Source organism: Sutcliffiella cohnii (genome assembly GCF_002250055.1).
Lineage (GTDB): Bacteria > Bacillota > Bacilli > Bacillales > Bacillaceae_I > Sutcliffiella > Sutcliffiella cohnii.
In genome coordinates, this window is the sequence record NZ_CP018866.1 from 908,138 (window position 1) to 926,005 (window position 17,868).

21 protein-coding genes are annotated in these 17,868 nt (G+C 35.7%); 13 read left to right on the forward strand and 8 right to left on the reverse strand.

Annotated elements, in window-relative coordinates:
- Positions 1-47: 47 nt before the first annotated feature.
- The 4 genes from BC6307_RS04350 to BC6307_RS04365 all read left to right on the forward strand — a co-directional run bounded on the left by BC6307_RS04350 (position 48) and on the right by BC6307_RS04365 (position 5,099).
- On the forward strand, positions 48-1,340 hold the full coding sequence (locus BC6307_RS04350; protein ID WP_066420094.1) for a carbohydrate ABC transporter permease: 1,293 nt from the start codon (positions 48-50) through the stop codon (positions 1,338-1,340).
- A complete protein-coding gene (locus tag BC6307_RS04355; protein WP_066420092.1) occupies positions 1,340-2,182 on the forward strand; it encodes a sugar ABC transporter permease in 843 nt (280 codons plus the stop codon). Before BC6307_RS04350 ends, BC6307_RS04355 begins: the two co-directional genes overlap by 1 nt.
- Positions 2,183-2,236: 54 nt before the next feature.
- Positions 2,237-3,781: an alpha-amylase family glycosyl hydrolase gene (locus BC6307_RS04360; RefSeq protein ID WP_066420090.1), complete on the forward strand. Its 1,545-nt coding sequence runs from the start codon at positions 2,237-2,239 to the stop codon at positions 3,779-3,781.
- Between the two features lie 277 nt (positions 3,782-4,058).
- Positions 4,059-5,099, forward strand: coding sequence for a LacI family DNA-binding transcriptional regulator (locus tag BC6307_RS04365; RefSeq protein ID WP_066420088.1), 1,041 nt, complete (start codon positions 4,059-4,061; stop codon positions 5,097-5,099).
- A 36-nt stretch (positions 5,100-5,135) separates the two neighbouring features.
- Here BC6307_RS04365 and BC6307_RS04370 read toward each other — a convergent pair whose 3' ends face one another.
- Positions 5,136-6,005, reverse strand: coding sequence for an SDR family oxidoreductase (locus BC6307_RS04370; protein ID WP_066420086.1), 870 nt, complete (start codon positions 6,003-6,005; stop codon positions 5,136-5,138).
- 104 nt (positions 6,006-6,109) lie between these two features.
- Here BC6307_RS04370 and BC6307_RS04375 point away from each other — a divergent pair, with 104 nt between their 5' ends.
- A complete protein-coding gene (locus BC6307_RS04375) occupies positions 6,110-6,622 on the forward strand; it encodes a GNAT family N-acetyltransferase (RefSeq protein ID WP_235858261.1) in 513 nt (170 codons plus the stop codon).
- Between the two features lie 38 nt (positions 6,623-6,660).
- Here BC6307_RS04375 and BC6307_RS04380 read toward each other — a convergent pair whose 3' ends face one another.
- Positions 6,661-7,152 (reverse strand): YajQ family cyclic di-GMP-binding protein, encoded by a 492-nt coding sequence (locus tag BC6307_RS04380; protein WP_066420083.1) that lies wholly within the window; start codon positions 7,150-7,152, stop codon positions 6,661-6,663.
- 148 nt (positions 7,153-7,300) lie between these two features.
- Between BC6307_RS04380 and BC6307_RS04385 the strand changes: the two genes are divergently transcribed.
- The gene (locus BC6307_RS04385; RefSeq protein WP_066420082.1) at positions 7,301-8,155 is read left to right on the forward strand and encodes a CvfB family protein; all 855 of its coding nucleotides are present in this window, start codon (positions 7,301-7,303) and stop codon (positions 8,153-8,155) included.
- Positions 8,156-8,175: 20 nt separating this feature from the next.
- On the opposite strand, the gene BC6307_RS04390 is transcribed toward BC6307_RS04385, so the two are convergent.
- A complete protein-coding gene (locus BC6307_RS04390; RefSeq protein WP_094366068.1) occupies positions 8,176-8,307 on the reverse strand; it encodes a DUF3941 domain-containing protein in 132 nt (43 codons plus the stop codon).
- Positions 8,308-8,363: 56 nt separating this feature from the next.
- On the reverse strand, positions 8,364-9,224 hold the full coding sequence (locus BC6307_RS04395; RefSeq protein WP_066420081.1) for a DegV family protein: 861 nt from the start codon (positions 9,222-9,224) through the stop codon (positions 8,364-8,366).
- 142 nt (positions 9,225-9,366) lie between these two features.
- Between BC6307_RS04395 and BC6307_RS04400 the strand changes: the two genes are divergently transcribed.
- Together BC6307_RS04400 and BC6307_RS04405 are read left to right on the forward strand one after the other, a co-directional pair.
- Positions 9,367-10,209 carry a YitT family protein gene (locus BC6307_RS04400; RefSeq protein ID WP_066420080.1) on the forward strand — a complete coding sequence of 281 codons (843 nt, stop codon included), beginning with the start codon at positions 9,367-9,369 and terminating at the stop codon, positions 10,207-10,209.
- A gap of 14 nt (positions 10,210-10,223) precedes the next feature.
- Positions 10,224-11,042 (forward strand): Gmad2 immunoglobulin-like domain-containing protein, encoded by an 819-nt coding sequence (locus tag BC6307_RS04405; protein WP_066420079.1) that lies wholly within the window; start codon positions 10,224-10,226, stop codon positions 11,040-11,042.
- 439 nt (positions 11,043-11,481) lie between these two features.
- Here the strand turns inward: BC6307_RS04405 and BC6307_RS04410 are convergent, their stop codons facing one another.
- The 3 genes from BC6307_RS04410 to BC6307_RS04415 all read right to left on the reverse strand — a co-directional run bounded on the left by BC6307_RS04410 (position 11,482) and on the right by BC6307_RS04415 (position 12,742).
- A complete protein-coding gene (locus BC6307_RS04410; protein ID WP_066420078.1) occupies positions 11,482-11,676 on the reverse strand; it encodes a DUF3813 domain-containing protein in 195 nt (64 codons plus the stop codon).
- Complete coding sequence (locus BC6307_RS24980; RefSeq protein ID WP_169714868.1) at positions 11,677-11,826, reverse strand: hypothetical protein; 150 nt, start codon at positions 11,824-11,826, stop codon at positions 11,677-11,679.
- Positions 11,827-11,932: 106 nt separating this feature from the next.
- Positions 11,933-12,742 (reverse strand): Cof-type HAD-IIB family hydrolase, encoded by an 810-nt coding sequence (locus BC6307_RS04415; protein WP_066420077.1) that lies wholly within the window; start codon positions 12,740-12,742, stop codon positions 11,933-11,935.
- A 108-nt stretch (positions 12,743-12,850) separates the two neighbouring features.
- Between BC6307_RS04415 and BC6307_RS04420 the strand changes: the two genes are divergently transcribed.
- The 4 genes from BC6307_RS04420 (at position 12,851) to clpB (ending at position 17,219) form a co-directional block, all read left to right on the forward strand.
- Complete coding sequence (locus tag BC6307_RS04420; protein WP_066420076.1) at positions 12,851-13,594, forward strand: prolyl oligopeptidase family serine peptidase; 744 nt, start codon at positions 12,851-12,853, stop codon at positions 13,592-13,594.
- Between the two features lie 19 nt (positions 13,595-13,613).
- The gene (locus tag BC6307_RS04425) at positions 13,614-13,919 is read left to right on the forward strand and encodes a metal-sulfur cluster assembly factor (protein WP_066420075.1); all 306 of its coding nucleotides are present in this window, start codon (positions 13,614-13,616) and stop codon (positions 13,917-13,919) included.
- Positions 13,920-14,013: 94 nt separating this feature from the next.
- Positions 14,014-14,193 (forward strand): YjzC family protein, encoded by a 180-nt coding sequence (locus tag BC6307_RS04430; RefSeq protein ID WP_066420074.1) that lies wholly within the window; start codon positions 14,014-14,016, stop codon positions 14,191-14,193.
- Positions 14,194-14,642: 449 nt separating this feature from the next.
- Complete coding sequence (gene clpB / locus BC6307_RS04435; protein ID WP_066416676.1) at positions 14,643-17,219, forward strand: ATP-dependent chaperone ClpB; 2,577 nt, start codon at positions 14,643-14,645, stop codon at positions 17,217-17,219.
- Between the two features lie 94 nt (positions 17,220-17,313).
- On the opposite strand, the gene BC6307_RS04440 is transcribed toward clpB, so the two are convergent.
- Positions 17,314-17,496 carry a YjzD family protein gene (locus BC6307_RS04440; RefSeq protein ID WP_066416675.1) on the reverse strand — a complete coding sequence of 61 codons (183 nt, stop codon included), beginning with the start codon at positions 17,494-17,496 and terminating at the stop codon, positions 17,314-17,316.
- Between the two features lie 115 nt (positions 17,497-17,611).
- On the opposite strand from BC6307_RS04440, the gene BC6307_RS25465 reads away from it, so the two are divergent.
- Positions 17,612-17,737, forward strand: coding sequence for a hypothetical protein (locus tag BC6307_RS25465; protein ID WP_268874275.1), 126 nt, complete (start codon positions 17,612-17,614; stop codon positions 17,735-17,737).
- The last annotated feature ends 131 nt before the right edge of the window (positions 17,738-17,868 follow it).

Genomic DNA, 17,868 nt, shown 5'->3' on the forward strand with positions numbered 1-17,868 from the left:
CGAACACTCCGTTCTATCCACTATTATTCTTTAAAGGAGGATCTAAAATGTCTGGCGAACTATCAGCAAAAACAAGTAAGCATAACCCAACGTTAGCCATGATCCTTTCTATTTTATTTGCAGGGTTAGGACAAATTTATAACCGCAGATATTTGAAAGGTATTCTTTTTATCGTTATACAGGCATCATTTTTAATTACATTCTTTGACTTTATCAACATTGGATTTTGGGGTTTAATTACGCTAGGTGAAATTCCAATGGTAGACCACTCCGTCTTTTTACTTATACAAGGGTTAGTATCCGTTATTGTTGTCGTTATTTTCGGTACTCTCTATATTTTTAATATTTTAGATGCAAAGAAAAATGCACAAAACATAAAACAAGGGATTCCGAATCCAACCGTTAAAGATGCGTTAAAAAAGTTTTATGACAATGGATTCCCATATTTCATGGTTATTCCTGGGCTACTACTATTATTATTTGTTGTAGTATTACCTTTATTGTTCATGGTTTCATTAGCATTTACAGATTACAACTTATACAATTCCCCACCAAGAAACTTATTAAGCTGGGTAGGGTTTCAAAATTTCATAGACCTGGTATCGTTACCACTTTGGAAAGATACGTTCTTTAGCGTATTTGCTTGGACGATTACTTGGACATTAGTTGCAACAACGTTACAAGTGGCCTTAGGGTTATTTTTAGCATTAATCGTAAATGACCCACGTGTGAAATTCAAACGTACAATTCGTACGATTTTAATTTTACCTTGGGCTGTACCAGCGTTCGTAACCATTTTAATCTTCTCAGCAATGTTTAACGATCGTTACGGAGCAATTAATAATGAGATTTTAAGTACATTTAATATTATGATTCCGTGGTTAACAGACCCATTTTGGGCAAAAGTAGCATTAATAATGATTCAAACTTGGTTAGGATTCCCGTTCGTTTTCGCTCTATTTACTGGGGTTCTACAAAGTATTTCGAAAGATTGGTACGAAGCTGCTGATGTGGATGGCGGAACACGTTTCCAAAAGTTCCGTTTCATTACGTTACCACACGTACTTTATGCAACAGCACCACTACTAATTATGCAATATGCTGGAAACTTTAATAACTTTAATATTATTTACTTATTCAACCAAGGTGGCCCAGCTGTTCGTGGTCAAGATGCCGGTGGTACGGACATTCTAATCTCTTGGGTATATAAACTTACGTTCGAGTCATTTAACTACAATATGGCAGCAGCAATCTCGATTATACTAGGACTTATTGTTGCAGGATTTGCTTTCTTCCAATTCCGTCGAACTCGTTCGTTTAAAGAGGAGGGCAATATCTAATGAGCAGAAAATTAAAATCGCGGATTGAAGTGTCATTAATTTATCTATTCATCGGATTTATGGCCATAATTATTGCCTATCCTTTGCTCTGGACAATCGGAATTTCATTAAATCCAGGTACAAGTTTATATAGTGCTTCCATCATTCCTGAAAACTGGTCTCTAGAACATTATAAATGGTTGTTTACGGATCCAAACAGTGATTATTTAACTTGGTACAAAAATAGTGTCATTGTGGCCGTTGCAAATGCGTTTTTCTCTGTAGTAATAACAGCTTTTGTTGCATATGCATTTTCTCGCTATCGCTTCAAAGGTAGAACATATGGTTTGTATGCATTTTTACTACTTCAAATGTTCCCAGCTTTAATGGCGATGGTTGCGTTGTACATTTTATTAAACATGTTAGGGTTATTAGATACTTTAACAGGATTAATATTAATTTATGTAGGTGGACAAATTCCGTTTAACGCTTGGTTAGTGAAAGGGTATTTCGATACAATTCCGAAAGAACTGGATGAAGCAGCAAGAATGGATGGAGCAGGACATTTCGGAGTATTCTTTAAAATAATGTTACCACTAGCGAAACCGATTCTAGCAGTTGTAGCACTATTTAATTTCATGGCACCATTTACTGATTTCTTACTGCCACGAATTATTTTAAGAAATCCTGAAAATTACACTTTAGCATTAGGTTTATTCAACTTTATTGCTGACCAGTTTGCAAACAATTTTACAAGATTTGCTGCAGGTTCGATTTTAATTGCTATACCGATTGCGTTAGTATTCTTATTTTTACAACGTTACCTCATTTCAGGTTTAACGGCTGGTGGAACGAAAGGTTAATAGTATATAATCGTTATTGGACTATAAAAACGATTGTAAAGGAGGGAAACGGAAATGAAGAAAAGAGTATTATTGCTCATTCTCGTTCCGTTTCTTCTTTTTTCTAGCTTCAACGCTCCTAGTGTACAAGCAGAAAAGGAAGAACATGCATGGCAAGATGAGATTATTTATTTTATTATGACTGACCGATGGAATAATGGGGATACGAGTAACGATTATGAAGTAGATCGAAATGATCCAAAAGCATACCACGGTGGGGACTTTAAAGGAATTATGGACCGATTAGATTATATTAGTGATATGGGCTTCACGGCTATTTGGTTAACTCCTATCGTGAAAAATGAAAGTGGTGGCTATCATGGATATTGGGCAGAAGACTTTTATGAAGTAGAAGAGCATTTCGGAACGTTAGAAGAGTTTAAGCAATTAGTAGAAGAAGCACATAAACGCGATATAAAAGTCATCGTGGATTTAGTCGTGAATCATACAGGATATGAACATGAATGGTTAAATGATCCTGAAAAGGAAGATTGGTTTAACCCGAATCGGAACATTTCTGATTGGACTAACCAAGAGCAAGTAGAAAGAGGCTGGATTTACGGGTTACCTGACTTAAATCAGGACAACCCAGAAGTAAGAGAATATTTACTTGATATGGCGAAATGGTGGATTGAAGAAACAAATATAGACGGTTATCGACTTGATACAGTGAAACATGTACCAAAATCATTTTGGGAAGAGTTTACAAAAGAAGTGAAATCGGTAAAAGAAGACTTTTTCTTAATTGGAGAGGTGTGGGACACAGATCCAAGATATGTAGCTGCTTATGAAGAAACTGGGATAGATTCGTTCGTTGATTTTGCATTATATAACGAAATCTCTCGTGTTTTTTCTAAACCTAACGAATCACTAGGAAGATTAGATACGATTTATGCTCATAACTCGACGTATTTTTCTAATCCTAATATGTTAGGGACGTTCATTGATAATCATGATGTAGAACGATTTACAAGAGTTGCGTTAAGAAATGAAGAATATCCAGTAACGCGAATAAAATTAGCATTATCTTACTTATATACAGCACCAGGTATACCGATTATGTATTACGGTACGGAAATAGCATTAGATGGTGGGGAAGATCCAGATAACAGACGTGATATGACATTCCGTGCAGATAAAGAGTTAATTGAATATATTAGCCGATTAGCAGAAATTCGTAAAATGCATCCCGCATTAACGAAAGGTACTTTCGAATTACTTCATGATGACGGGGGATACGCCATTTTTAAAAGACAATATGAAGACGAAATGGCCATAATTGCGATTAATAATTCAACAGGAACAAAAATTGGTGACATTCCAGAAGAAGTTATCGGTGAAAACAAGGAGCTTAGAGGCTTTTTAAATGACGAACTAATTCGTTCTACTAATGGAGTATATAAAGTAGGATTAGATCGTGATATGGTTGAAATCTATAATGTAACTGAAGATTCAGGATTAAACTATTTATTCCTCGGCACAATGGTATTTATTTACGGTGGTTTTGCAGCACTTGTTATTTTCTTAGTGAGAAGAAGAAAAAAGAAAAGTAAAGAATAAAAAGATGGCGGAGCAAATTCTCGTTTGCTCCGTTCATGTAAATTGTGGAAGATTTTTATGTTTATGATTAGAGGACTAAAAATGAAAGCGTGTGCAACTCATTGCTAAGCTTGATTCTTTTATTACCAGGTACTAACTGGTCGTTGTTTTACAAAATCAACCAACGAAGTTATTGTGCAAAAAGGAAAAAATAATTGTATGCTTTCTAAATTATATATTGTACTATATAGAAAAATCTAAAAACTATTGGGGTTATACGAAAGGGAGAGGTTCGTGCATGGCAGTTACGATTAAAGATGTAGCTAAAGTAGCGAATGTAGCACCTTCAACTGTTTCACGAGTCATAGCTAATAGCCCTCGTATTAGTGAGAAAACAAAAAGGAAAGTTAGGGAAGCGATGAAAGAACTCGGGTATCATCCGAATTTCATTGCGAGAAGTTTAGCGAATCAATCTACGAAAGTACTCGGGGTAGTAATGCCTGGAGCTGTAGATAAGACGTTTCAAAACCCCTTTTTCCCAGAAGTGTTACGTGGGATAAGTACAGCTGCTCATCATAAGCAGTATGCTATTCAGTTATCGACGGGTGTAACAGATGATGAAATTTTAGACGGTGTCATACAAATGGTTCAAGGAAAAAGAGTGGACGGAATCATTTTGTTATATTCGAAAGTGGAGGATAAGGTTTTAAAGTACTTAGTAAAAAACAAATTCCCTTTTGTTGTAGTGGGAAAACCATTTACCCACGAGGAGGAAATTACTCACGTAGATAATGATAATTATCGAGCTGCAAAGGAAGCGACGGAGCATTTAATAAAACTAGGTCATCATTCCATTGCCTTTGTAGGAGGAAGTGTGAACTTAGTTGTAACGATAGATCGTTTGCTTGGCTATGAAAAAGCGATAAGGAATGTTGGTATTCCTTTTAAAGATGAATATATCGTTCATGAAGAATTTTTAAAAGAAGGTGGACAAGAAGCAATTAGAGAGTTGCTTTCTTTAGATGAACCACCTACTGCTTTAGTAGTTGCTGACGATTTAATGGCATTAGGTATTTTAAATACGCTACATGAAATGGGTATTAGTGTCCCAGGGCAAATTTCCATTGTTAGCTTTAATAATTTATTACTTTCAGAAGTCTCGAGGCCACCTTTAACGTCAGTAGATATAAATATTTATCAACTCGGATTCCAAGCGACTAAAACATTGATTGATATTGTTTCTGACTCAGACGAACCGATAAAACGAATTACGATACCGCATAAAATGATCGTTAGACAAACATGTCAACAATTTAATAAGGAAATGGTGGAAAGCTAGTCCGACACGAAGGAGACTAGCTTTTTTACATATGCATTACCCGCTAACAGCAGTTCCACCATTTACATGTAACATTTGTCCCGTCATATAAGAAGAATCATCGCTAGCGAGTAAAAGGTAGCTCGGTGCTAATTCAACTGGTTGACCAGGGCGTCCCATCGGTGTGTTCGCTCCAAAGCTTTTTACTTTTTCGCTATTAAACGTAGAAGGAATTAACGGTGTCCATATTGGACCAGGTGCTACACCGTTAACACGTATTCCTTTTGTGACTAGTTGTTTCGCTAAAGAACGAGTAAAGGTGACGACAGCACCTTTCGTACTTGAATAGTCTAATAACGTTTCATTTCCTTCATATGCGGTAACGGAGGCTGTATTAATAATCGTACTACCAGCTGTCATATAAGGTAATGCCGCCTTGGTAAGGTAGAAGAACGAAAAGATATTTGTCCTAAAAGTTCGTTCAAGTTGTGCACTTGTTATATCTTCAATGCTATTCTGTGGATGCTGTTCGGCAGCATTATTAATTAAAATATCAATTCGAGAGTATTGCTTTATCGTTTCATCTACGATGTGTTGACAAAACTCTTCTTGCCCTACGTCACCAGCTAATAATAAACATTGTTGCCCTTGTTTCTCAACTGCTTCTTTCGTTTTTTGGGCATCATCATGTTCGTTTAAATAAACGATTACAACAGTTGCTCCTTCTTTCGCAAAAAGGACAGATACCGCTCTACCAATCCCGCTATCTCCACCAGTAATGATAGCAACTTTACCTTTCAACTTATCGCTACTTTTATAGTTTTTATCTTCCCAAACTGGTAGTGGATTCATTTCTGACTCTATTCCAGGTTGTTTATTTTGTTGTTGAGGTGGTAACGTCTGCTTTTCATTATTAGAACTTGTCATTTTAAAGCACCTCCATCATTTAATCATTAACGTAGTATGAGGAAAAAATGGTGAAATTATGCTACCCTTAAAATATTAACGGAATGAAGCAAGGGGGATTGCAAGTGAGTAGTGTTAACATTCGTAAAGTAACTTTGGAGGACGCAGAAGGGATATTAAAACATAGTAAGGTAGTATTTGGAGAAGGTAGAAATTTATTAACTACTGTTGAGGAATTTACTCTAACTATCGAGGAAGAAGAACAATGGATTGAAAAGCAAAAGCGTGCCAATAACTTTGTGCTTGTAGCGGAAGTACATAATGAAATTGTTGGAATGTTAAATGCAACGCGAAGCACAAGAAAAAGAGTGCAGCACCTTTGTCAATTTGGAATTAGCATTCAAGAAGCATATTGTAATAAAGGGATTGGCAGTCAATTAATTACAAAACTAATTGAATGGGCAAAACAAGATGAAGTAATAGAAAAAATTTGTTTGGAAGTATTTGCTTCAAATGAACGAGCAATTTATGTTTATGAAAAGTATGGATTTGTTATCGAAGGAATGAAGAAAAAGCATATTAAGTTTGAAGATGGAACGTATGCAGATGAATATAATATGGGATTGTTTGTAAAGTAATAAGGTCCAGAAGAAAAACTCTGGACCTTGCTCCATTTTTAACGATAGTTAGTAAATTGCAACTCCACGTCTAGTTGTGCTTCTCTTAGAGCAGCAATGACTTGTTGCAAGTCGTCTCTATTTTTACCAGTTACACGGATTTGATCATCTTGAATTTGTGTTTTCACTTTTAAACCGGAATTTTTAATAATAGTATTAATTTTTTTTGCGTTGTCCTTATCAATTCCTTGTACAAGAGTTGCTCTTTGACGAACTGTTCCACCAGATGCGTTTTCGATTTTGCCATACTTTAAGTTTTTCGTTGGAACGTTACGCTTAATTAACTTACTAATTAACACATCTTTTAATTGTTCTAATTTATACTCATCATCAGAAACTAGTACGATTTCTTCTTTTTCCAATGAAACATTACTTTTGGACCCTTTAAAATCATAACGTGTTTGTATTTCTTTCATTGCAATCGAGATTGCGTTTGTTACTTCCGGTAATTCAACTTGTGAAACAATATCGAATGAAGCGTCTTTTGCCATTGAATATTTTCCTCCTAATAAAAAAGTATTTTTGTTTAAAACTGTATCAATGTAAGTTTTTCTTTATGTACATACTAAATTATAGTAAAATATAGCGACTTGGACAACTTACATACAAATGATTATTAAATGAAAGAGGTTATTATAGATGGAATTACGTGTAGGAAACTTAATAGAACTAGAAGTAGAAAGAGAAACACCGCTAGGATTTAGTTTAACGAATGGGGAAGAAAGCATTCTTTTACATAGCAACGAAGTAAATGGAGAAGTGACAGTTGGAGAAACGGTGAAAGTTTTCCTTTATACAGATCAAAAAGGTCGCCTCTCTGCAACGATGCATATGCCAAAAGGTTATCAAAGTCATGATTGGGTTGAAGTTATAGAAGTGGTACGTAACTTAGGTGTATTTATCGACATCGGTTTATCAAAAGATGCGCTTATTCCAGCGGAAGATTTGCCTGTTTTTGAGAGTTTGTGGCCGAAGGAAGGTTCTCTTCTTTTTTGTCGCATCAAAACAGATCGCAGAGGGATGCTGTTAGGAAAACTTGCAACACATGATGTTATGTTAGATAAATCTGTCGCTGCACCAAAGGAGATTTTGAATAAAAATATTCAAGGAACGATTTATCGATTATTAAAAGTAGGAAGCTATATTTTTACGAATGAAGGATATGTTGGCTTTATTCATCACTCCGAAAGAAAAGAAGAACCGAGACTGGGTGACATCGTAGAAGGAAGAATTATCGATGTAAAAAGAGATGGAACAATTAATGTTTCATTATTACCGAGAAAACAAGAAGCGTTAGATGAAGATTCCCAAGTAATACTTGACTATATGGAAACGAGAAACGGTACGATGCCTTATAGTGACAAAAGTGCTCCAGAAGATATTACAGAACGCTTTCATATGAGTAAAGCTGCATTTAAGAGAGCTTTAGGTAGGTTAATGAAGGAAGGAAAAGTTTATCAAAAAGAAGGATGGACATACAGAAAGACGGAGTAGGGAAATCCCTACTCCGTTTTTTATAAGTGATCCGTTTTTTTAGAATATTGACGCTCGCCTTTTTGTCGATTAACATCACGTTGTTTATTTTTCTCTTGACGTTTTGCGTTATTATCTTTTGCTTTTTTATCGTTATCGCTCGTATGTGGCATCTTCATCTCTCCTTTATGAATGGATAAGATTAGAATACCCAAAATATACGAACATATTAGAAGTAGTCTTTATTTAAGAAAAATAGTGCAATCGTACCTGGACCGGCATGTGCGCCTATAGCAGAACCGATTGAATGAATGTAAAAATCGTTTGCACCTGTCTCAGTTTGAATCATTTCCTTTAAAACAAGAGCTGTTTCTTCGTCGTCACCGTGACTAATTGCGATTGTTTGGTTTTCAAAACTACCCCCGCGCTCTTTCATAAGGTCAACCATGCGACGTAATACTTTTTTGCGACCACGGATTTTTTCAATCGGTATTAATTTCCCATCCTCCATATGAAGTAATGGCTTAATATTTAATAAACCTCCAACGAAAGCAGACGCTTTACTTACACGCCCACCTCTAGCTAAATAGTCAAGATTGTCAACAGTAAAAACATACTCCATTTGAGCTACGTATTTTTCTACTTCGGCAATAATTTCTTCTTTAGAAGCCCCGATGTTTGCAAGTTCGACTGCTCTTTTCACAATTAATCCAATTCCTAACGATGCACCTTTCGTATTAATAATGGTAACATCTAAACCTGGATATTCCTCTAAAACATCATTTTTCATTAACATCGCCATTTGATATGTACCAGATAATTCAGAAGAAAAAGCGATATAAATAGCACTTTCTTTATTCTTAGCGATGTTCTCGAACACTTCCTTCGCTTGAGTAGGAGCTGCTTGTGACGTTTTAATTACTGCACCCTCTCGCATAGCGTCGAACACTTCTTTCGCTTGAATAGAAACCATATCATCGTATTCTTTTTCGTTATACAAAACTTTTAGTGAAAGTAATTCTACGTTATTTTCTTCTAAATAGGATTTAGGTAGATCACAAGCACTATCAACAATAATTTTAATTCCCAATATTTTCACCTTCTTTTCATAGACTTCTTATTATATAACATACAATTAACATATGGAAAATGAAAGGTTTTTTTGCTAAAAATAAGGATTGGTGGGTAAAGAATGTATAAAAAGGGAAACAATAGAATAGGAGGTAATACGGATGGTTATACAACATGCTCAAAAAGTAATAATTGTTATTATCGGTGCTTTTTTAAACGCGATTGCAATGAATTTCTTCTTAATTCCTGCCGATGTGTATGCTAGTGGTTTTACAGGTGTAGCGCAATTATTGTTTAGAATATCAGAAGACTATTTTCCATTTACAGTGTCAACAGGAGTTACACTATTCCTTTTAAATATTCCTGTTACAATATTAGCTTGGAAAAAGGTAGGTAGGAGTTTTACTATATATAGCTTTTTAAGTGTATTTTTAATGTCACTATTTTTAGAGATTGTACCGATCTATCGGGTGAACGATGATATATTATTAAATGCCGTGTTTGGAGGCGTCATAGCGGCTATTGGTGTAGGAATTACATTAAAATGGGGAGCATCGACTGGTGGACTGGACATTATTGCAATGATACTATCTAGAATGAAGGACAAGCCAGTTGGTACCTACTTTTTTGGATTAAATGCTATTATCATTTTATCCGCTGGTATTTTATTTGGTTGGGAAAAAGCATTGTACACATTAGTTACATTGTATGCTTCTACTCGTGTTATTGATGCTATCCATACCCGACATGAGAAACTAACAGCCATGATTATTACGAAAAAAGGAAAAGAATTAAAAGACGCTATCCATGCAAGAATGGTAAGAGGAATAACGACGCTACCAGCAAAAGGAGCTTTTTCAGGTGAAGATAAAGAAATGTTATTAATGGTCATTACTCGTTACGAGTTATATGATTTGGAACATATAATAAAAGAGGTAGATGATCAAGCCTTTACAAATATTGTTCAAACGACTGGAATCTTCGGCTTTTTTAGAAGAGAATGAAAAGAGGTGTACATATGAAGTGGCTAGCAGTATTAATTTTAATTTTTTTATTACTATTCGGCTGTAACTTTCAACCTAATGAGCCGAATGAAGGTTCAATAATAGATGTTGATAGAGAATTACCAGCAGAATATGTTGATTTAAATAGATTAAAGGCGGAGATCGTAACTAGCCCTAGCTCAGAACAAGTTGGTATAAAAGTAGAATTGCGGAATGAAAATGAAGTAGAAGCAGACTTATCGTTTTTGAACGATCAAATTTTTGAATTAGTAATTAGAGAAGATGGTGACACTGTTTTCCGAAAGTTAGTAGATGATCCTAATAAGACAGTTGGTAATCAGATTACGATTGATGCTAGCGAGTCGGTAGAATGGACAACAGTATGGGATTATAAAAGGGAGGACGGAACTAGAGTTTCACCAGGTAGTTACGATATGTTTATATATTTCTTGCCATATAAAATTAGTGAAATGGAAGTAAATGATGCTGCCCTATACTCTACAACAAAAATAGAAGTTCCAGCAGAAAATAATGCATTTCGAGATGTTTCCGTTGAGGGAGCGCAAGGTGAGTATATAGTACGTGGAGAAGCGAGAGTTTTCGAGGCGCAATTTATGTATATGGTAGAAGATGGTCATAACATCCTCATTGATGAAACTCCCGTGATGGTGGCAGAAGGAGGTCCAGCTTGGTCTCCATTTGAGATAAACATTTCCATCGATCAAGAAGACCTTCCGAAGAATGGTACCTTAACGTTAATATTGTTTGTACGGAGCGCCAAAGATGACTCCATCATCAATCAATACTATGTTGCGTTAGAACATTTTGATTAGAAAGGCCGGAGGTGGCTCGCCTAGGGCTGGGAATGTAAATTTATTACGAACTTCAATCCAAATATGTGAAATGTAATAGTAAAAACGGTTCTTAGAATAAAATGGAGAACCGTTTTTATGTGGTATGAGAGAATATGATCCCGGTTTCGAAATTTTATTTAACAACTAACGAAAATTACATAACACCTTTTCAAATTTACTTAACAGGTATTAAAAATTACTTAACAACTTTTTAAATTTACTTAACAGGTATTGAAAATTACATAACACCTTTTTAAATTTACTTAACAGGTACGGAAATTTACTTAACATCATATCAAAGTTACTTAACAAGTAACGAAAATTACTTAACAACCACTCAAAATTATTTAACAACTTTTCAAAAATAGCTGAAATAATAAAGAGTGCCAATATAATAATTGGCACTCTTTATTAATTATTATTCATATTTCTTTAAACGTTCTTGTAGCTCCCGAAGCTGGCGTTGTTCAGCTTCAGTTGTATTTGCGTATGCGGAGGATAGCGCATTTTTTGCAACGTTTATTTCATTTTGTACAGAGGCTTGTCCGGAACTTGCAACTTGTTCAACGTTATAAACAGCTTCGCGTGCGGATTGAAATAATTGATTGCTCATTTATATTCCTCCAAGCGAAGAATTTTCCATTTTTTCTGCTTTTCGTTCCGATTGTTCTAGCGTAAGATGATACGGAATTCGTTGATCGTGTTGCTGAACGGAGTTTTTCCCTTGTTGTACAAAGCGTTTTGATTTGTTGCTTCTGCCCATAGTAGAATTCCCCCTTATCACAATTGGACATGAACTACGTTGTCCATTTCTTAGTGTGAGAAATATCGTAAAATATATAAGGGGCAATAAATGGCTCTTTTAAAAATTATAGTAAGTTTTTTTCTAAAAAGTGCGCAATACCGTTTTCTTCATTTGTTTTCGTAATAACATTTGCTCGTTCCTTTAATTGAGGAATTGCATTACCCATCGCAACACCAACTCCAGCAAATTCAATCATTTCAAAATCGTTATCCTCATCACCAAACGCAATAATGTTAGAGGTCGGGATATTATAATAATCCGCAACTTTTTTTAATCCTACTGCTTTATTTATTCCGGAACGAACAATTTCAATAACGTGCCATGGGGCAGCCCATCGTCGGTGATCAATAACTTCGGCATGCACTTCAGATAAGTACTTTCTAATTTTCTCTACCTCATCCTCACTAGCATGGATAAGGACAGATGTAGGGTCTTTCTTTAATATTTGTTTTAAATCACCAGTTTCCATACGAGGATTTCCAAAACCAAAAATATCAAGTAATTTTTCATCATGGAAATGAAAGTAAACATCGTCCATTACTTCGGCAAGAATATTATGGATTTGGTATTTTTCACTTACTTGAATAACGTCCTTTACAACATCTAAGCTAAGTGGTTCATGAAAAGTTCCCCAGTTATCATTTTGTGGATGATGTACAAAAGCACCGTTGAAATTAACAATTGGAGTTGTCATCCCAACTTCTTGGTAATACATATAGCTTGCTCTAAACGGTCTACCAGTTGCAATCACTACTTCATGACCTTGTTTCATTGCCTCTTGTAAGGCTGCTTTATTACGTTGTGAAACTTTTTTATCGTCGGATAATAAGGTGCCATCTAAATCTACTGCAATTAAATGTTTGTTATTTGTCATATTTACTCCTTGCTCTATGAAATATTTTCTATTTCAAGTGTAACCTTTTTTAAAAAAAATCTCTACATGTTACACTTATAAAGGAAAAGTCGTATAGGGGGATTAGTAATGATACATATAGAAAAACGAAAAATAAAGGAAATACCGTTATTGGAAGTTTATGATCAATCCATAAAAAATGAAAAAGCCCCAACCATTTTCTTTTTTCATGGTATAACAAGTATGAAAGAAATGAATCTCTCTTATGCGTATTTAATGGCTGAAAAAGGTTTTCGTGTTGTCTTACCAGATAGCCTTTATCACGGAGAGAGAGGAAAAAGATTACAACCGCATGAGTTAGCAGCAACTTTTTGGAAGATTGTCTTAACAAATATTACAGATGTAAATACGTTACGAAAAGTTTATATAGAAGAGGGAAAGATAGAAGAAGCAAGAATTGGAGTTGCAGGTACGTCCATGGGCGCAATTACGACGTTAGGATGCCTAACACAATATTCATGGATAAAAGCGGCAGTTAGTTTAATGGGTACTCCTTCATACGAGCAATTTGCATTAGAAAAATTAAATGCACTTAAGGGGCAAATAACATTAAGTGAGGTAGAAATTGCTGAAGCGTTAGAGCAATTAAAACCATTCGATTTAAGTAAAAAACCGGAACTACTTAATGGACGCCCATTATATTGTTGGCATGGAGCTTTAGATAAAGAAGTGCCAGTACACCATATACAAAAATTTGCTGAAACAATTCCTGAAGGATCCAACGTTAAATTAGTGATAGATCCTAATGGAAGTCATAAAGTTTCAAAAGAAGGAATGTATGCAACGGCAAACTGGTTTGCAGAACATTTATAAAAATAAGGAGGCAATAAAAATGGCTGAATTAAAAGATAAAGTAATGGAAGTATTAGAAGAGGTAAATGACCCAGAATTAGGTATCGATATTGTCAATTTAGGTTTATTATACGATTGTGAAATTAATGATGGAAAAGTAATGATTACAATGACATTAACTTCGATAGGTTGTCCGTTAGCAGGAACAATAGTAGAAGATATCAAAAACAAAGTGGAACCAATTGAAGGCGTAGAAGAAGTAGATGTAAACATTACATTCAACCCGCCATGGAGTAAAGACCGTATGAGTCGCTACGCTAAAATTGCGTTAAATGTAACGGATTAACAGTTGGATTTATTCGGAAAAGAAAAAGACTCATGAAAAACCTGCTCACTGGGGAAAATGTATATGTACGCTCTTAATATTGGAGGGATACAGCATGGGTCAAAACAATCAGTTCAAGCCTGGACAGAAGGCTCCGAATAATGGAACATATTTAGAAATTGGTGAAACAGGAAGTACAGTACTTCACCCTAAACGTGTCACTCTAAAAGCAGGAGACACATTCCCGGAAACATCTAACCACAACAGAGTATGGGCAAGAAAAAGAAAACCGTAAACTAGAAAAGCGGAAGGGGCTCGTTTAGCGGCGACAAGCACAAGGCAAGCCGGCTAGCAGGTCGCTCTTTGACATTGACTTGTGACCTCGAGCCGCTAGCCCCTGCAGCTAGACAATCCGAAAAGCGGAGGCGCTTCGAACAGGCCCGTACAAACTGGACTGTTCCGGTAGGAGATAAAGGAAACACGGCGAACGTAGAGAGCCGATGTTGACTTATCGTACGGAGGAAAAGTGAAGTTTGAGCCGGACCTAGCCGCCGTAGCTAGACAGTCAGAAAAGCGGAGGCGGCTCGCTCAGGTCCAAACAAACTGGAGCTTATTCCGCAGGATCTCGTGATTTTATGAAAGCCATCCTACTGTTAGGGTGGCTCTCTTCTAATTTCTTGTCGTTTTTTTATGCATTGCTTATAATATAGTTAAGGTCAATATTGGTCAAAGGAGAAGCTGGTCATGGAGATGAATAAGTTAACAGAGAAACTACAAGAAGCATTAATAAACGCACAAGCGCTCGCCAAAGAAAAGAAAAATCCGCAAATAGAACTTGAGCACGTACTGTACTGTTTAATGAAAGAAGAAGGTGGATTAGTACCAAGAATATTAGAATTGCTCTCTGTAAACACAAGACAGTTATTAGAGGAAGTAAATACAATTTTATTGAATAATCCAGAAATTACAAGTGAACAATCTCAACAACCACACGTCTCTCCTCAGCTACTACACATATTCCAACATGCAGATACGTTAAGAGAAAAATGGGGAGATGCTTATATTTCCGTTGAACATTTTTTCTTATCATTCGTCCAAAAAACAAATCATTATGAATTACGAACAATAATAAAATCGTATAATCTTTCCAGTTCAAAAGTAGAAGAAACAATAAAAAGGATAAGGGGGAATCAAAAAGTGGAAACTCAGCAGCCAGAAGGGACATATGAAGTGCTAAAAAAGTATGGACGAGATTTAATTGCAGAAGTAAAGAGCGGTAAACTGGACCCTGTTATCGGACGAGACGAAGAAATAAGAAGAGTCATTCAAATATTATCAAGAAAAACGAAAAATAATCCAGTTTTAATTGGGGAGCCTGGCGTAGGTAAAACGGCAATTGTAGAAGGGTTAGCTCAAAGAATAGTGAAAAAGGATGTGCCAGAAGGATTAAAAGATAAAACAATTTTTTCATTAGATTTGAGTGCTCTAGTTGCAGGTGCGAAGTTTCGTGGAGAGTTTGAAGAACGTTTAAAGGCTGTTTTAAATGAAGTGCGAAAAAGTGATGGAAACATTCTCCTTTTTATTGATGAACTTCATACTATTGTCGGAGCAGGAAAAACAGAAGGAGCCATGGATGCTGGAAATATGCTAAAGCCGATGCTAGCTAGAGGGGAGCTTCATTGTATTGGCGCGACAACATTAAATGAATATCGTAAATATATTGAAAAGGACCCAGCATTAGAAAGAAGGTTCCAGCAAGTGTTAGTTCGTGAACCTTCAACCGAAGATGCCATTTCCATACTACGTGGTTTAAAAGAGCGATTTGAAATACACCACGGAGTTAGGATACAAGACCGTGCCATTGTGTCTGCTGTTACATTGTCAGATCGCTACATTTCAGAGCGATTTTTGCCCGATAAAGCAATTGATTTAGTAGACGAAGCATGTGCAACAATTCGGACAGAAATTGACTCGATGCCAAGTGAATTAGATGAAATTACGCGAAGAGTGATGCAATTAGAAATCGAAGAAGCTGCGTTAAGTAAAGAAAAAGACAAAGTGTCTATAGAGCGAAGAGAGAAAGTTCAACTAGAAATTGCTACATTAAAAGAAAAAGTATCCAATTTACAGGCACAATGGGAGCTCGAAAAACAATCGATCCAAGGTATACGAGAAAAAAGAGAGCTATTAGAGCGACTAAAAAGGGAATTAGAAGAGGCCGAAGAAAAATATGACCTCAATAAAGCTGCAGAAATTAGACACGGTAAATTACCAGCCCTTGAAAAAGAAATTCAGCAATTAGAAGTAAACTCGCAGACTGAAAAACAAAACCGACTATTGCGAGAAGAAGTAACAGAAGAAGAAGTTGCTAGCATTGTTTCAAAGTGGACTGGCATACCGTTAACAAAGTTAGTAGAAGGCGAAAGAGAAAAGCTGTTAAAGCTCGAAGAAGTTTTACATGAGCGAGTAATAGGTCAAGATGAAGCGGTTGAGTTAGTAGCCGATGCAGTTCTTCGTGCTCGTGCTGGTATAAAAGATCCGAACCGCCCAATCGGCTCGTTTATCTTTTTAGGACCAACTGGAGTAGGAAAAACAGAATTAGCAAAAGCATTAGCTCATTCATTGTTCGATAGTGAGGATCAATTAATAAGAATCGATATGTCAGAATACATGGAAAAACATGCGGTATCTAGGTTGATTGGGGCACCTCCAGGCTATGTTGGATATGAAGAAGGTGGACAATTAACGGAAGCCGTAAGAAGAAAGCCATACTCGGTCATATTATTAGATGAAATCGAAAAAGCGCATCCAGAAGTATTTAACATCTTGTTACAAATGTTAGATGATGGACGCATAACAGACTCTCAAGGGAAAACTGTTGATTTCAAAAATACTGTTATTATAATGACATCTAACATAGGTTCCCATATTTTATTAGAAAGTGATGAGCTTGAGGAAGCGAAAGAAAAAGTTCTTACTTTATTAAAGCAACATTTCCGTCCGGAATTATTGAATAGAATAGATGATACGATAGTCTTTACTCCTTTGAATAAAGCGATAATAAAAGGAATTGTAGATAAATTGATGAAAGAACTACAGCTTCGTTTAAAAGATAAGCAAATGTCGTTAACTATTACGAATGAGGCGAAAGATTATATCGTTGATGCTGCATACGATCCAACCTATGGTGCAAGACCTTTAAAAAGATATATACAAAAGCATGTAGAAACGCTACTTGCTAAAGAAATAATTCGTGGAGCAATAAAAGAGGATAGCCAAATAAATATTGGTTTGGAAGAAGGAAAATTAACAATAAAATAGAACTATATATGTAGAAGCTTGAGAAGATATCTTCTACAAACAAAAGAACTTGTCCAACTTGGCCAAGTTCTTTTGTTCCAGAAAAGTATAAAAATTAATGCTTCTCCACTGGTTCGTTTGGTAGCGCTTTACCAATCAACATTACAAATCCAGCAAATATAACGGCTACGATAGAAGAGGTAATAAAATTATATGTATCCCCCTGCATACTAGCAACTACATATGAAATCATGTTCACAAGAAGAAGTGTCCAAAATAAAGTAGCAATGATACGCAACGATCTTCCCCTCCATTTCTTGAAGTGTACAATATTATTCTTCGGATATTTTACCATAAATAAAGCATATAATAAATGTAAAAATGAGAAGAACTTCTAAAAGGAGCTGGATTCCATGAGTAATGTTGAAAAATTGTTAGAATTGGAGCTGTTGTTAGAACAAGAAGAAACAAATCTAACCTCATTAGGGAAAGAAACGATTGAACGCTTAAAAATGGAACTAAGTCACGATGTAGAATAAACAGTCGAATCAATTTAATAAGGACGTAGCTTAAATTATGTATCTATAAAATTTACTACGTCTTCATACAGCTTTCTGTCTGCATTTCATTTATTTGAAGTAAAAAATCCAACTTTCGCCTTTAACATAGC